Here is a 15,618-nt window from a genome sequence, read left to right as displayed (position 1 = left end):
TGGCGCGCCGCCCTCTCAGCCGATCATGGGCGATCCGGGACCGTAGGTGTCACGGTAGTACCGGTCGAGGCGCATCAGCGCTAGCCGCAGGACGATCTTGCCCGACCGGGCCGACCAGCCGAGGCGCTGCTCGGTCGCCTCGACCCCCTCGAGGAAACAGCAGACGCGCAGCACCATGTCGCCCATGCCGGGGCCGAGGTCGCGCAGCGCCGCTGCGACCCGCCCCCGCGCATTGTCAGAGCCGCCGCCAAAGCCGGCAGCAGCATTGCGGCTGACGTCGATGCCCGAGGTCAGGAACCGGTCCCAGTTCTGCGCCACACGCGGCCCCATCTGGGCCAGTTCGAAATCCTCGCGCAGTCGCTCGCCGGCGGCGACCATTTCGGGCGTCAGAAAGCTGCGACCGTCGCGGTCGCGGCGGCGGGCGAGCACCAGCAGCGGGCTCTCGGACAGATTCACCCGGACCCGGCGCGTACGGCCATCCTCTGGATCTGTGATATAGGCGTCGCCGAGGCGCGGGTGGGATGCCACGTGGTCAAACGGGCTTTGCGACTCCGCCATGCCGTGAGGATCGCCCAGGTCGGCTGGCCGGGCAACCGGCCGCGCCGAGGCCAGGTCGGACGGACGCGGCATCGGTACCGGGCGCTGCCCGGTCAACATCTGACGCAGCGCCTCGCGGCCCAGCGAGGAAATCTGGTAGAGGACCAGGCGACCCTCGCCGATCTGGACCACCCAACCGTTCAGGGCAAGGCGCTCGGCCAGCGGACGGCCCAGAATGGCGGTGCGGATATCGTCGCGGGTGATGATCGCCTTTTCCATGCCTGAGGCGACCGCCATCTGCGCGCCCGATTCAGCCAGGCGGCGCAGCACGCGCCGCAACTCGTCCGCCTCGGCGGTGCGGGCTGCAGCGTCGGGCGAGGGGGCTGCACCGGCGCCTTTGCGCGAGAGCGCCCCGTCAACCAGCGGATCGTCGCGGCGCGCCTCGATGCGGCGGATGCGGCGCAGGATGGTCGAGGCATGACAACCGGCCTCGCGCGCGAGGGCACGGATCGTCTCGCCCCCCTCGACATGACGCAGGTAAAGTCGCGCGTCTTCGCCCGGTTCGATGGCTCGCGCACCTGCCTCACCAGACTGCAGGCTCAGCCCGCAGCGGGCTGGGTCAGCCGCGAAGTCACCACTCAGTAGCGTCATCCCTAGTTTCCCTTCAGCGTGGCGGGGCGCAGGCAGCCGGCAAACCCACCGATTGTTTGCCCCGGTCGGTCGGGGTCCGTGGTTAACAAGGCTCAACACTCACTAATAAAACCTAAAGATTTGGTAGCGCAGCGCGCGCCCGTGGCGTCCAGGACGCAACGCCCGTGAAGGTTGAGTTTAACTTCCGCACCACCCCTTTGACGGAGCCCTCGGATGTCCTGCCTGCCCGCGAACTTTGACCTTAAAACTTCAGAATTAGTGGACTTTACACAGATTGTGCCCGATGCCCCTGCACCGCAACGGCCGCGCATGCTGATCCGCGCGGCGCGGGCCGGGCAGGCCAGTTGGCGCCGAGCGCGCGACCTGCCAAGGCTGATGCGTGTTGCGGCCGCCCCCAGCCATGCGCAGGCGCTCGCCTGGCTCCGCATCGAGGAGGCGCGCCTGGATGCTGCGCGGCGCGAGCGGTCAGGCCACTACATGCTTGACCGGCACATTACCGTGCTGATCGCCCTGCTGGCCGAGATGGGCGAGGGACCGGCGGAGACGAGGGTGGTGACCTCGACCCTCGCCGGCGCTGCGATCTTACCGTTTCGCGGACCGTTCAGCGACCGCGGAACAGGCCGCCCAGAACGCCTCTGACGATCATGGATCCGGCGCGCGTGCCGACCGAGCGCGCGACGCTCTTGCCAAATGTGGTGACAATCGAATCGCCCCGTCGCGTAGATGCGGTGGGCGTGCCCTGCCGCGGTATGGTCAGGCTGGCGTTCGTGCTGCGGGCGCGGGTCTTGGGCATGTCGAACAGTGCGTCCGTCTCGGCTTTTCGTGCCTTCTCTGCCACCGCTGCGGCGGCGGCATCAGCGGCCGCTGTGGCCCGCGCCGACAGCAGTTCGGCCGCCGATTCGCGGTCCAGCAGCGCTTTGTATTTCAGCCCCAGCGGGGATGCCGCCATAACCGCCGCCCGCTCGGCCTCGGTGATCGGGCCCAGCCGGCTGAGAGGCGGACGGATCAGCGTGCGCTGCGAAACGCCAGGCACCCCCTTGGCCTCCAGCAGCGAGGTCACGGCCTCGCCAACCCCGACCTGCTGGATAGCCTCGGCAATCTCGAAATCCGGATTGGGCCGGTAGTTTTCCGCCGCCATGCGCAACGCTTTCTGGTCCTTGGCGGTGTAGGCGCGCAGCGCGTGCTGGACGCGGTTGCCCATCTGGCCCAGCACGGTGTCCGGCAGATCGGCCGGGTTTTGCGTGACAAACCACAGCGAGACACCCTTGGACCGGATCAGTCGGGCGACCTGCTCGATCTTGGCAACCAGGGCAAGCGGCGCGTCCTGAAACAGCAGGTGCGCCTCGTCAAAGAAGAAGGCGACCACCGGCTTTTTCGGATCGCCCACTTCGGGCAGTTGCTCGAACAGCTCGGACAGCAGCCACAACAGGAAGGTCGCGTAAAGGCGCGGCGACTGCATCAGGCGCTCGGCCGCGAGGATATTGACCGCCCCCTTGCCCGAGGCGTCGACCCGGATCAGGTCGGACAGCGCCAGGGCAGGCTCGCCGAACAGATGATCGCCGCCCTCGCTTTCAAGGACCGTCAGGCGGCGCTGGATCGCCCCGACCGAGGCTGCCGCGACATTGCCGTAGCGCAGGGACAGGTCTGCACGATTCTCTCCGACCCAGACCAGCATGGCGCGCAGGTCGGCCATGTCGAGCAGCGCCAGCCCTTCCTCATCCGCGACGCGAAAGGCGATGCTCAGCGCGCCCTCCTGCGCCTCGGTCAGGCCCATCAGGCGCGACAGCAGCAGAGGGCCCATCTCGGCCGGTGTGGTGCGCACCGGGTGGCCGATATCGCCGAAAATGTCCCAGAACGTGACCGGAAAGGACTGATAATCAAGGCTGACGCCGATTTCGGCCGCGCGCGATTCAAAGGCCGCGTGCTGCGGGGCGGTGGGGCTGCCGGGCTGGGAGAGACCGGCGAGGTCGCCCTTGACGTCGGCAAGCACCACCGGGACCCCTGCGAGCGAAAAGGACTCAGCCAGGGTCTGCAGGCTGACCGTCTTGCCGGTGCCGGTCGCGCCGGCGATCAGGCCGTGGCGGTTGGCATAGCCCAGCAACAGGTGCTGCGGGGATTTGTGATCGGGGCCGCCGCCGCCGACAAAAACCGTTCCCGCCTCATGATCGACGATTGCCATGCCCGCCCCTTGTGCCTGCGCTGATTTTCCGCACCAGAATAACCGTTTGCCGCCGGGGCGCCACTGTGGAGGCACGGCGGTCCGCGCGATTGGTGGGCATCCCCCGTGCAGGCCCCGCTGGCCAAACTGTTGACGCGGGTGTGAGCGGCGCTTACTGTCCGCACCAATGATGACCGGCCAGTCCGGCAGGGGGAGAACGAAAGGCCCGCACGGAGGAGTGCGGGCCTTTTGCATGGCGGGGGCGAAGCCGCGCCGGCGCCGTCCGGTTGGTTCCAGCAAATCCTTATACGATTTGGTGAGTCGGTCGTGCGGCTTGAGGCACTGACATCGCCCGCTGCGCGTGCTAGATCGCGGCCAACATCGTTGCCACGAAAGGACAAATGATGGCTTTCACGACCAAAGTTGCGCTGATGGCCGCGCTGATGGCTGGCGCGACGCCCGCGGCGCTTTTGGCCCAGACGGCGACGCCGGACACGCCTGCCGCCGATGCCGCGGCAACGACGCCCGCGCCCGACGCGACGACCCCGGCCGCCGGCGCTGACACCGCAGCGCCTTCGACCGACGCGCCTTCGACCGACACGCCCGCGACGGATACCCCGGCGGCCGACGCGGCTGCGACGGACAAGCCAGCGGCCGACACCCCGGCGGCCGACACCCCCGCGACTGACACCCCGGCTGCGCCCGCCGATGGTGCCGCTGCCACGCCGGCAAGTCCCGCTGCCCCGGGCGCCGCGCCCGCGCCCGGCGTTGCGGCGCCCGTCGGCGCGACCCCAGCGAACCCGGCCAAGTCCGCGGCCGATGTGCAGGTCGGCGGCTTCTACCTTGGCCAGAGCCAAGGGGATTGGCAGGTGCGCTGCCAGAAGACGGCCGACGGCAAGGACCCGTGCGAGCTCTACCAGTTGATGCACGATGCCGAGAACAACCCTGTCGCCGAGGTTTCGCTGGTTCCGCTGTCTGGCAAGGCTGCTGCCGGCGCGACGCTGGTCGCGCCGCTGGAGACGGACCTGCTGCCGGGTCTCGGCTTCCGTGTCGATGCCGGCCAGCAAAAGGCCTATCCCTTCAGCTTCTGCACGCAGATTGGTTGCTTCAGCCGCGTTGCCATGAGCCAGGGCGATATCGACGCGCTGCGCAAGGGCAGCAAGGTCACCGTGTCGCTACTGCCGTTTGGTGCACCGGCCGAGTCGAAGGTCGACCTGACCCTGTCGCTGAAGGGCTTTTCGGCGGCCTGGGATGCGGTCAAGGCGACCTCGCCGGCGCCGGCAGCCGAACCCGCCAAGCCCTGATTTCGCCACGCACAAGCGTCAAAGGGCGGCCCTCGGGCCGCCCTTCTCGCATTCGCGGCGCTGCCTAGCGGTAGCCGGCGGCCTGCAACTCATACAACTCGCGATAACGGCCGGGCTGGGCCAGAAGTTCCTCATGTGTACCCTCGGCCTCGACCCGGCCGTCCGCCAGAACCAGAATACGGTCGGCCATGCGCACGCTGCTGAAGCGGTGAGAGATCAGGATCGCGGTGCGCCCCTCGGACAATTCGTTGAAACGCTGGAACACCTCGAACTCGGACCGCGCGTCGAGGGCGGCGGTTGGCTCGTCCAGGATCAGCACTTGCGCGTCGCGCATGTAGGCGCGGGCAATGGCCAGCTTTTGCCATTCGCCCCCCGACAACTCGACGCCGCTGGCAAAGCGCTTGCCGATCATCTGGTCATAGCCGTTCGGAAGCCGCTCGATCACCCGGTCGGCGAGGGCGCGGCTGGCGGCGGCCTCGATCCGGGGCATCTGATCGCGCGCGGCGATGCGCCCGACGGCGATGTTGTCGGCGGCGGTCATGCTGTAACGGGCGAAGTCCTGGAAGATCACCCCGATCGAGGCACGCAGGCTGTCGAGGTCATACTCCCGCAGGTCTACCCCATCGAGCAGGATCTCGCCCTCGTCGGGATCGTAGAGACGCGCCAGCAGCTTGACCAGCGTGGTCTTGCCGGCCCCGTTCTCGCCCACCAGGGCCAGCGTCTCGCCAGCGCGCAGGGTGAAGTCGAGGTTGCGCACCGCCCAGCGGTCCGAGTTCGGATAGCGAAAGCCGACGTTGCGAAAGGTAAAGCCGGTCCGGATCGGCATCGGCACCTGACGGGCGTTCGGCGGGCTGACGATCTGCGGGCCGACTTTGAAAAAGGCGAACAGGTCGTCCAGATAAAGCGCCTGTGCGGCCGTCGAACTGAACGAGAGCAGCAGCCCTTCCAGCAGCGATCGCAGGCGCAGGAAACTGCCAGAAAGGAACGTCAGGTCGCCGAGGCTGAGGGTGCCGGTCAGCGTGCGGCCGATGATCCAGGCGTAGGCGGTGTAATAGCCGATGGTGCCGACCGCCGCGAAAACGGCGCCCCATGCCGCGCGCTGCCGGGCAATGGCGCGGTTCGCCGCATAAAAGCTGCGTGAAAGGGACAGGTAACGGTCGCGCAGGAACAGGTGCAGGTCAAAGATCTTGACCTCCTTCGCGGTATCGGCGCTTGCCGCCAGCTGGCGGACATAGTCGATCTCGCGCCGCTCGGGGGTGCGCCGGTAGTCGAGCGTATAGCTGCGGGCGTTGAAATGCGCCTCGCCCAGGAAGGCCGGGATCAGCGCGATGATCAGCAGCATCACCAGCCAAGGGTTATAGACCACGAGGCCGCCCGCGAAGCTGGCGACCGTGACCAGGTCCTGCAGCTGGCCCATCAATTGCCCCATCAGCGGCATCCGGCCCGAGGATTGCCGCCGCGCCCGGTCGAGCTTGTCCTGGAACTCGGCATCCTCGAAGTCCTTCAGATCGAGGCGCGCGGCGTGGTCCATCAGCCGGGTGGACATCGCGATGGTCAGCTTTTCGGCCAGCAGGCTGTCCGTCAGCGTCACCAGCCGCCCGAGCAGGTCTGAGGCGATGCCGAGCACAAACTCCAGCACGACATAGGCGGCGAGCGTGTTCAGCAGGCCCGCGTGCCACCATTCAACCAGGGTGGCGGGCGTCCCATCAGTGGCTGCCAGACGCACGACCTCGTCGATGATCAGCTTGCCCACCCAAAGGGCCGTGACCGGCAGCAGCGCCCGCACCAGGCGCAGCACCAGCGTGGCCAGCGTCAGACCGGGCGATGCGCGCCACACCATGGCCAGGAACGGGGGAATGTTGCGCATCGCCGCCCAGCGCGCGGCAAAAGTCCGGGGCGGCTGCGGATCGAACCGGGCGCGGAGTTTTTTCTCGGCCCCCGCTCCCGGCGCGGGGGTAGTCGTCACGGGGTCGGCAGGGGTGGTCATACGAAAGGCGCCTTTGAATCTGTCCGTCCAGAATAGGCAGGACGCCGGCGAGCGCGAGGCCGGATTATGATGTAGCGCCTGCGGGCTGCTGCGGCCGGTGGGCCAGCGTCACCTGCAACGCGGCCGGTCAGGCCGCGGTCGCGGCCCGCGCGGCCTCGGCCCGGGCTGCGGTCCGGGCGAGTGCGCCTTCGATCTCCGCCTCGGTCAGGGGGCCGGGAAAGTGGCAGGCGGTGCGGTGATCTGCGCCGGTCAGGGGCGGGACCGCCTCGGCGCACAGGGCCCGGGCGCGCGGGCAGCGGGTGCGGAACACGCAGCCCGAGGGTGGCGCCATGGGCGAGGGCAACTCGCCCTCCAGCGGGATCACGCGCTTTGCCCGCTCCAACAGTGGGTCGGGAATGGGCACGGCCGAAAGCAGCGCTTGGGTGTAGGGGTGCTGCGGTTCGGAGAATAGCTCGGTCGTGGGCGCAGTTTCCATCACCCGGCCGAGGTAGAGGACCATGACCCGATCGCTGATATGTTTCACCACCGACAGATCATGCGCGATGAAGATCAGCGCCATGCCGAACTGCGCCTGCAACTCGATCAGCAGGTTGATCACCTGCGCCTGGATCGAGACGTCGAGCGCGCTGACCGGCTCGTCGCAGATCACCAGCTTGGGGCGCACGATCAGCGCGCGGGCGATGCCGATGCGTTGGCACTGCCCTCCCGAAAACTCGTGCGGGTAGCGGTTGATCTGGTTCGGCAGCAGGCCAACGCGGTCCATCATGTCCTTGACCCGGACCTTGACCTCCTCGCGGGTCAGCTCCGGGTGATGGGTTGTCAGCGGCTCGGCGATGATCTGGCCCACGGTCATGCGCGGGTTCAGCGATGCCAGCGGGTCCTGAAACACCATCTGGATGTCACTGCGGTAGCGTTGGAATTCGGACGGCGGCAGGGCCAGCAGGTCCTTGCCATCAGTCCAGACCGCACGCCCAGTGGCCGGGACCAGCCCGACGAGGGCCCGGGCGAGGGTGGACTTGCCGCAGCCCGACTCGCCCACGATGCCCAGCGTTTCGCCGGGGGCGAGGGTAAAGTCGACACCGCTGACAGCCTGCAGGCCGAGCGGCTTGGTCCAGGGCAGATCACCCTCGCGGCGAATCCTGAAGGTGACGCGCAGATCGCGCGCATCGAGCAGCGGCTGGTTCATGCGCGGCCTCGCGGGCTCATGCGGGCAGGACGGCCCGCGTGGGGTATGGATTTCTGAAATGAGTTGGCGGGGATCACGGGCGCGGCCCTCCGCCTTCGGGCGTAACCCCGACAACGCCGCCTGCAGCGACAGCACCGTCGGGCAGGACCTCCGCCAGTTGCGCTGCGCCGAAGTCCGCGTCAGCTTCTGCGACCTCGGGCAGGTCGGCCAGTTGGCGCAGCGGGCCGTCCGTCACCTCGGGCGCCGGGGCGTGGCACGCGCGGGTGCGGCCTGGCGCCCAGTTCAGCAGCTCGGGCGGGGTGGTCGTGCACACCTCCATCCGCCAGCCGCAGCGCGGCGCATACGCGCAACCGGGCGGCGGACTGGTCATGTTGGGCGGGCTGCCGGGGATCGCCGCAAGGGCCTCGCCTTGCTGGTCGACCCGCGGGATCGCCGCCAGCAGCCCGCGCGTGTAGGGATGGGCGGGAGAGGCGAAGAGCTGATCCACGGGCGCGCCCTCGCGGATGCGGCCGCCATACATGACGACCACCCGCTCGCAACTGCCGGCGATGACGCCGAGGTCATGGGTGATCAGGATCATCGCCATGCCGAACTCGGCCCGCAAATCGTCCAGCAGACGCATGATCTGCGCCTGCACCGTCACGTCCAGGGCGGTGGTCGGCTCGTCCGCGATCAGCAGGCGCGGGCGGCACAGCAGCGCCATGGCGATCATCACCCGCTGGCGCATGCCGCCGGAAAACTCGTGCGGGTAAAGGTTGATGCGACCCTTGGCGTCGGGAATGCGCACCGCATCCAGCATGCGGGCGGATTCCTTGACCGCATCGCGATGGCTCTTGCCCTTGTGCAGGACCAGCACCTCGGCCATCTGGTCGGCGACCCGCATATAGGGGTTCAGCGAGGTCATCGGGTCCTGAAAGATCATCGCGATCTTTTCGGCCCGGATGCGGTTCAGCACCTTGGCTGGGGCGTTCAGGATCTCGGCCCCGTCAAAGCGGACGCTGCCCTCGGCCCGGCCATTGCGGGCCAGAAGGCCCATGATGGCAAAGGCGAATTGCGACTTGCCCGAGCCGCTTTCGCCGACGATGCCCAGTGTCTCGCCCGGGGCGAGGGAAAGGTCGATGCCGTTCACGGCCTTGACCTCGCCATCGTTGGTGGCAAAGCGGACGGTAAGATCGCGCGTTTCGAGCAAGGCTGCCATTTCAGCGCTCCTTCGGATCGAGGGCGTCGCGCAGGCCGTCGCCGACGAAAAAGAACGCGAAGAGCGTCACGACAAAGAACGCCAGCGGAAAGGCCAGCTGCCACAGCGTGCCGTAGTTCATCGTTCCGGCCCCTTCGGAGATGAGCGCGCCCCACGAAGTCAGCGGCTCCTGCACGCCGAGGCCGAGAAAGCTGATGAAGCTTTCGGTCAGGATCATCAGTGGCACCAGCAGCGTGGCATAGACCGCGACGATGCCCAACAGGTTCGGCACGATATGGCGGATGATGATGCGCCATGTCGGAACGCCCGTGGCGCGCGCAGCCTCGATGAACTCGCGGTGCTTCAGCGACAGGGTCTGGCCGCGCACGATGCGCGACATGTCCAGCCACGAGATCAGGCCGATACCCAGAAACAGCATCGACATGCTGCGCCCGAACATCACCAGCAGCAGGATCAGCACGAACATGTAGGGAATCGACATCAGGATATCGACCGCGCGCATCATGACCTGATCGGCCCGCCCGCCGACATAGCCCGCGACCGCGCCGTAAAGTGTGCCGACGACGACGGCGATGGCCGCGCCCACGAGGCCGACCATCAGGCTGATCTGGGTGCCCTGCACGGTCCGGGCAAATAGGTCACGGCCCAGATCGTCAGTGCCGAAGTAATGCCCGTTCTCGATCGACGGCATGCCCATAGTGGCGGCGCTGCCCATGACATTGAAGTCGATCTCTTCGTTCGACCATGCGGCGATCCAGTTGCCGAAAAGGGCAAAGAGCCCGATCAGCAGCAAGATCACCAGTCCGGCCACCGCCGCCCGGTTGCGCAGGAACCGCGCGCGAGCGTCGGCCCACGGGCTGCGGCCCTTGACCTCTTGCGCAGCCAGCCGCTGGCCGAGGCTTTCCATCCGGCCCTTGTCGATCATCACCATCGCTCAGTACCGGATCTTGGGGTCGATCCACGCGTAGAGGATATCGACCACGAGGTTGAAAAAGATGGTCAGCGCGCCGATCAGGATCGTCACGCCCATCATCATCGCATAGTCCCGGTTTAGCGCCGCATCGACGAACGAGCGCCCGATCCCGCCGGTCGAGAAATAGACGTCGACCACGACCGAGCCGGTGATCATGGTGACAAACACCGGGCCGAGGTAACTGATGACCGGCAGCAGCGCCGGTTTCAGTGCATGCCGCAGGATGACCAGACGCTCGGGCAGGCCCTTGGCGCGGGCGGTTCGGATGTGGTTGCTGCCCAGCACTTCGAGCATCGAGCTGCGGGTGATCCGCGCAATCGATGCCATGTAGCTGGTCGAGAGCGCGATCACCGGCATGATCCAGAACCGCGGCTGCGACATCGACCACCCGCCCCCCGGCAGCCAGCCGAGCCACAGCGTGAAGATCAGCACCAGGATCGGCGCCATGACAAAGTTCGGCAGTACCTGCGCGCCGATCGACACGCCGACCGCCATCGTGTCGATCCAGCTGTTGTGCCAGATGGCCGCCGTCACCCCGAGCGCCACGCCGATAATGACAGCCAGGAGAAAGCTGACGACGCCGTAGGTCAGCGTCACCGGAAAGCCCTTGGCGATCAGCTGGTTCACCGAGATGTCGGGATAGACGAAGCTTGGCCCGAAATCGAAATGAAGCAGCAGTCCCTTGAGATAGTTCCAGAGCTGTAACCAGGCCGGATCATCAAGGCCGTATTTGGCGTTGAGATTGGCGATGACCTGGGGCGGCAACTGCCGCTCGGCCGTGAACGGACCGCCGGGCGCGAGCTGCATCAGGATGAACGAAAAGACAATCAGCAGCAGCAGCGTGGGAATCGCCACTGCGAGCCGTCGCAGGATATATCCGAACATGAAGGGGTCCGATTGACTGGATTCGGGGGCCGCGACCGATCCGCGGGCATGCCCGCGCGCCGGTCAGGATCGCCTGCGGCCGATGGGGCGAGGGCGCCCCACCGGCCTGATCAGGGCCTTCCGCGCGTTATTGCGCCACGCGGTAGAAGTCCTTCGCGTACCAGTCGTTCATCAGGTTTTCGAGCGGGACGCCGCGCATGTCCGGCTTGATCATGTCCACCTTGGCGTAGTGGTAGACCGGCACGGTGGCCATGTCGCCGATCAGGATCTGCTCGGCTTTCTTGTAGTCCTCGGCCGGGTTGGCCGAGGTCTTGCTGTCGGCGAGCAGCTTGTCATACTCGGCGTTCGACCACTTGCCGTTATTGTAGCCCTCGGTGCGGAAGTAATCGAGGAAGGTCGAGGCTTCGTTGTAATCGTCGCACCACGCATAGCGGGCGGTCTCGAAGTCCTGGTTCTGCAGGCGGTCGGTGTGGACCTTCCACTCATAGTTCGCCAGCTGCGCGTCGACGCCGATGGCTTTCCAGAACTGCTGCACGGCAACCGCCAGCTTCTTGTGGTTGTCGTCGGTGTTGTACTGGATCGTCAGCTTCAGCGGCTTGCCGCCCGGGCCATAGCCGGCCTCGGCCAGCAGGGCCTTGGCCTTTTCCACGCGCTCGGCCTGGGTCCACTTGCTGAACTCGATGTCGGGCGCCTCAAAACCCTCGACCGCCCAGTGGGTCCACCAGTAGGCCGGCTTCTGGCCGCCTTGCAGCACCTTGTCCACGATGGTGTCGCGGTCCACGGCATAGCTGAGCGCCTGGCGCACGCGCAGGTCCTTCAGGGCCTCGGGGCCCTTGTCGCTGAGGTTGAAGAGGTAGGTGTAAGAGCAGCCGTAGGGGATCGAGATCGCCTCGTTCGGGAACTGCTCTTTCAGGCGCGGATATTGCCCGGCGGGGATCTGGACGCGGTCAAGCTCGCCTGCCTGATAGCGTGTCAGGGCGACGTTGTTGTCGTTGACGGTCAGGGCGGTCAGCTTGGTCAGGATGGTGTTGGCCGCATCCCAATACTGGTCGTTCTTCGACATGACGACCGATACGCCCAGGTCGTGGCTGTCCAGCTTGTAGGCGCCGTTGCCCACGAACTTGCCGGGTTGGGTCCAGTTGTCACCCTCGGCCTCGACCACCTTTTGCGGCACCGGGAAGGTCGAGGTATGGGCCAGCGTCTTGATGAAATAGGGGGTCGGGTTCGAAAGCTTGACCTCGAAGGTCTTGTCGTCGATCGCCTTGACGCCCAGCTGGTCCGGCGGCAGTTCGCCCTTGACCACCTTGGTCGCGTTTTCGATGTTCATCAGTTCCATGAACCATGCGTATTCGCTGGCCGTCTTGGGATCTGCCACGCGGCGCCAGCCGTAGACAAAGTCGCCGGCGGTGACGGGATCGCCGTTTGACCATTTCGCATCGCGCAGATGGAATGTGTAGGTCAGCTTGTCGGGGGATTCGTCGAAGCTTTCGGCGACGCCGGGGATCATGGCGCCCTTGTTGTCCTCGATCATCAGCCCTTCGAGCAGCTGGCGCAGGACGTCGCTACCTTCGACGTCGGTGTTCTTGGCCGGATCCATCGATTTGATCGCATCCAGCAGCCAGAACGTATACTCTTGTTTGTCGGCGAGTTTTTCGCCCTCGGCCGGCTTTGCCGCGAGTGCCGGGAATGCAAAAGCGCAGGTCAGCGCGGTGGTCAGAAGAAGTTTGGTCATCGTTAAGAACCCCCCTTATTATTGTGTGTGGCAAGCCCAGCGCACGCATGGCGCGAAGGGGCCTGCCGACTGCCGTGACCTTATCCGCACAAAGGAACAGGTAAAGCGCCAATCAGACCGATCCGTCGGGCGATCTGTATGCGGTTACGTCAGGCTCATGCGCGGACCTGTCGTTCCCGCGGCAAGCTTCTTGACCGAGTGGCGACTGCCAAGGTAGGCGCGGAGGGTTGGCTGCGCGCAGATCCTGCGGCACGGCGCGACGCCAGAGGAGAAGCCTGCCTAGGGCAGAGACGGGGCGTCAGACCCCATCCACCCAAGACCGGCAAAAGGCGACGGGGGGAACTTGGATGGGCGGCCTTCTTGGGCTTGCACGCGGCATTGACCGCATCAACACATTGATCGGACGCACGGTCGGCTGGGCGATCTTGGTGGCGGTTCTCGTCAGCGCCGCGAACGCCGTCGTGCGCAAAGTGTTCAACATCTCGTCGAACGCCTGGCTCGAGTTGCAGTGGTATCTGTATGGCGCCGCCTTCCTCGGCGCGGCCGCCTATACCCTGCTGGAAAACGAGCATATCCGCATCGACATCGTCTACGGCCGCTGGCGTCGCCGGACCCAGCACTGGATCGACCTGATCGGCCATGTGCTGTTCCTGATGCCGTTCACCATGATGATGATCTGGCTGCTCTACCCCTGGGCGCTGCGCTCGTTCCGCAATGGCGAGGTCAGCAACAACGCGGGCGGCCTGCCGCTGTGGCCGGCCAAGATGATGCTGCTGGCCGCGTTCATAATGCTTTTTGCGCAGGGCCTGTCGGAGATCATCAAGAAGATCGCCGTGATGCGTGGGATCATCCCCGATCCGACGCCCTTCGTCAGCCATCACGAGGCGGCCGAGCTGGAAGGCCAGGCCATCGCGCAGGAGATGGCGCAGCTGGTCGATCCCGACCATCCGGCGCTCGACCTCGCGATCGACAGCCCGCTCGATCACAACGATCCGCGGCCGGGCCACGGCTCGACCCGGCTGCCGGATGAGGCGCCGGGCAGCAACGAAGGCCGGGGGCCGCGCACATGATGGAATTCATCGCACAGAACATGGCGCCGATCATGTTCGCCTCGCTGGTCCTGTTCCTGCTGTTCGGCTATTCGGTCGCGTTCTCGCTGGCGGCAAACGGCCTTTTGTTCTTCATTATCGGGGTCGAGCTGGCGCCCCTCTCGAACGGCTCGATCTTCCTTGACTGGAATCTGCTCGGCACCATGCCGGACCGCCTGTGGGGGGTCCTCTCGAACGAGACATTACTTGCGATCCCATTCTTTACCTTCATGGGGGTCATCCTTGAAAAATCGGGGATGGCCGAGGATCTGCTGGACACCGTGGGCCAGTTGTTCGGCCCGGTCCGGGGTGGCCTCGCTTATGCGGTGATCATCGTCGGCGCGCTGCTGGCGGCGACCACGGGGGTTGTTGCGGCCTCGGTCATCGCTATGGGCCTGATCTCGCTGCCGATCATGCTGCGCTATGGTTATGACCGGCGCGTCGCCTCGGGCGTTATCGCCGCGTCGGGCACGCTGGCGCAGATCATCCCGCCCTCGCTGGTGCTGATCGTGTTGGCTGACCAGCTCGGCCGCTCGGTCGGGGACATGTACAAGGGCGCTATGATCCCCGGTCTGATCCTGACCGGATTCTACATGACCTATGTGTTTGTCACCACTCTGGTGCGGCCGAACTGGATGCCGGCCCTGCCGAAGGAGGCACGGACACTCGGCTCTGGCGTCGCCTCGCTGCTGGTGGCGCTGCTGGCCACCGTCGCCATCTTCTACGTCAGCTTCCGCTGGCTGGAGCCGGCGCATGGCAACAACGCCGACATCCTGGCCGCGGGCCTCGCCGTGATCATCATCTACGTGATCGCGCTGCTTGACCGGGGGCTGAAGATCAATCTGCTCTCGCGCCTCGCCAGCCAGGTCATCATCGTCCTGATCCCGCCGCTGGCACTGATCTTCCTGGTGCTGGGCACGATCTTCCTGGGGATCGCGACCCCGACCGAGGGGGGCGCCATGGGCGCTGTCGGCGCGCTGGTGCTGTCGGCGGTCAAGGGCCGACTCAACTTTGGCGTCGTCAGCCAGGCGATCCTCGCCACAACCCGGCTGTCATCCTTCGTGATGTTCATCCTGATCGGCGCCCGGATGTTCAGCCTGACCTTCTATGGCGTGAACGGGCACCTGTGGGTCGAGCATCTGCTGACCTCGCTGCCGGGGGGCGAATACGGCTTCCTGATCGCGGTGTCGGTGCTGGTGTTCCTGCTGGCCTTTTTCCTCGATTTCTTCGAGCTGGCCTTCATCATCGTGCCCCTGCTGGCCCCTGCCGCCGAAAAGCTGGGAATCGACCTGATCTGGTTCGGGGTGATCCTGGGGGTGAACATGCAGACCAGCTTCATGCACCCGCCGTTCGGTTTTTCGCTGTTCTACCTGCGATCCGTGGCGCCAAAGCAGCCTTATGTCGACCGCGTCACAGGGCTGAAGACGGCGCCCGTCACCACCGGGCAGATCTACTATGGTGCCATTCCCTTCGTGCTGATCCAGCTGGTCATGATCGGGGTGGTGATCCTCTTTCCGGGCCTTGTGATGCACTACAAGGGCGCGCCCGTGAACATGGAGAACGTCAAGATCGAAATCCCCGGCGGGGGTCTGAGCGGCGGCCTCGGCGGGCTTGGTGGCCTCAGCCTTGGCGGTCCAGGAGCGGCGCCGGGCGGTGCCCCGGCAGCGGGTGCGCCATCGGGCGGGTTGCAGGGGCTTGGCGGCTTGCCGAATTTCGGCGCGCCCGCAGCCGCGCCGTCGCAACCAGCGACCGGGCAGCCGGCGACTGCCCCAGCGCCTGCGCCCGCAGGCGGTTTGCAGGGGCTGAACAGTCCGCCGAACTTCGGCACGCCCGCGCCCGCGGCATCGACGGCGGCCCCGCCGGCGACACCGGCACCCGCAGCGGCACCGTGATCCGAAGGCCCCCCTTCGGACGCCGTG

At 66.3% G+C, this 15,618-nt stretch carries 10 protein-coding genes and 2 pseudogenes; 4 read left to right on the top strand and 8 right to left on the bottom strand.

Features of this window, described 5'->3' with window-relative positions:
* Positions 1–15: 15 nt before the first annotated feature.
* On the bottom strand, positions 16–1,188 hold the full coding sequence (locus DRW48_RS12810; RefSeq protein WP_241963272.1) for a DUF6456 domain-containing protein: 1,173 nt from the start codon (positions 1,186–1,188) through the stop codon (positions 16–18).
* 309 nt (positions 1,189–1,497) lie between these two features.
* On the opposite strand from DRW48_RS12810, the gene DRW48_RS16145 reads away from it, so the two are divergent.
* Positions 1,498–1,827 carry a DUF6477 family protein gene (locus DRW48_RS16145; protein WP_199286104.1) on the top strand — a complete coding sequence of 110 codons (330 nt, stop codon included), beginning with the start codon at positions 1,498–1,500 and terminating at the stop codon, positions 1,825–1,827.
* Here the strand turns inward: DRW48_RS16145 and DRW48_RS12800 are convergent.
* Positions 1,790–3,367, bottom strand: coding sequence for a helicase HerA-like domain-containing protein (locus DRW48_RS12800; protein ID WP_114076758.1), 1,578 nt, complete (start codon positions 3,365–3,367; stop codon positions 1,790–1,792). The genes DRW48_RS16145 and DRW48_RS12800 overlap by 38 nt on opposite strands.
* 383 nt (positions 3,368–3,750) lie before the next feature.
* Here DRW48_RS12800 and DRW48_RS12795 point away from each other — a divergent pair, with 383 nt between their 5' ends.
* Positions 3,751–4,650, top strand: coding sequence for an invasion associated locus B family protein (locus DRW48_RS12795; protein ID WP_241963271.1), 900 nt, complete (start codon positions 3,751–3,753; stop codon positions 4,648–4,650).
* A 64-nt stretch (positions 4,651–4,714) separates the two neighbouring features.
* Here DRW48_RS12795 and DRW48_RS12790 read toward each other — a convergent pair whose 3' ends face one another.
* The 6 genes and pseudogenes from DRW48_RS12790 to DRW48_RS12765 form a co-directional block, all read right to left on the bottom strand.
* A complete protein-coding gene (locus DRW48_RS12790) occupies positions 4,715–6,637 on the bottom strand; it encodes an ABC transporter ATP-binding protein (protein WP_114076757.1) in 1,923 nt (640 codons plus the stop codon).
* Between the two features lie 127 nt (positions 6,638–6,764).
* Complete coding sequence (locus tag DRW48_RS12785; protein WP_114076756.1) at positions 6,765–7,823, bottom strand: oligopeptide/dipeptide ABC transporter ATP-binding protein; 1,059 nt, start codon at positions 7,821–7,823, stop codon at positions 6,765–6,767.
* Positions 7,824–8,055: 232 nt separating this feature from the next.
* Positions 8,056–9,021, bottom strand: a pseudogene (locus tag DRW48_RS12780) (oligopeptide/dipeptide ABC transporter ATP-binding protein); the annotation flags it as partial.
* A gap of 1 nt (position 9,022) precedes the next feature.
* The gene (locus DRW48_RS12775; RefSeq protein ID WP_114077564.1) at positions 9,023–9,946 is read right to left on the bottom strand and encodes an ABC transporter permease subunit; all 924 of its coding nucleotides are present in this window, start codon (positions 9,944–9,946) and stop codon (positions 9,023–9,025) included.
* A gap of 9 nt (positions 9,947–9,955) precedes the next feature.
* Positions 9,956–10,879: an oligopeptide ABC transporter permease OppB gene (oppB, locus tag DRW48_RS12770; protein ID WP_114076754.1), complete on the bottom strand. Its 924-nt coding sequence runs from the start codon at positions 10,877–10,879 to the stop codon at positions 9,956–9,958.
* A 127-nt stretch (positions 10,880–11,006) separates the two neighbouring features.
* Positions 11,007–12,611: a peptide ABC transporter substrate-binding protein gene (locus DRW48_RS12765; protein WP_114076753.1), complete on the bottom strand. Its 1,605-nt coding sequence runs from the start codon at positions 12,609–12,611 to the stop codon at positions 11,007–11,009.
* 347 nt (positions 12,612–12,958) lie between these two features.
* Between DRW48_RS12765 and DRW48_RS12760 the strand changes: the two are divergent.
* Positions 12,959–13,549 (top strand): annotated as a pseudogene (locus DRW48_RS12760) (TRAP transporter small permease subunit); the annotation flags it as partial.
* 128 nt (positions 13,550–13,677) lie between these two features.
* Positions 13,678–15,591 (top strand): TRAP transporter large permease, encoded by a 1,914-nt coding sequence (locus DRW48_RS12755; RefSeq protein WP_114076751.1) that lies wholly within the window; start codon positions 13,678–13,680, stop codon positions 15,589–15,591.
* Positions 15,592–15,618 lie beyond the last annotated feature (27 nt).

This window comes from Paracoccus suum (genome assembly GCF_003324675.1).
Classification (GTDB): domain Bacteria; phylum Pseudomonadota; class Alphaproteobacteria; order Rhodobacterales; family Rhodobacteraceae; genus Paracoccus; species Paracoccus suum.
This window is presented reverse-complemented; position numbering and strand designations above follow the sequence as displayed.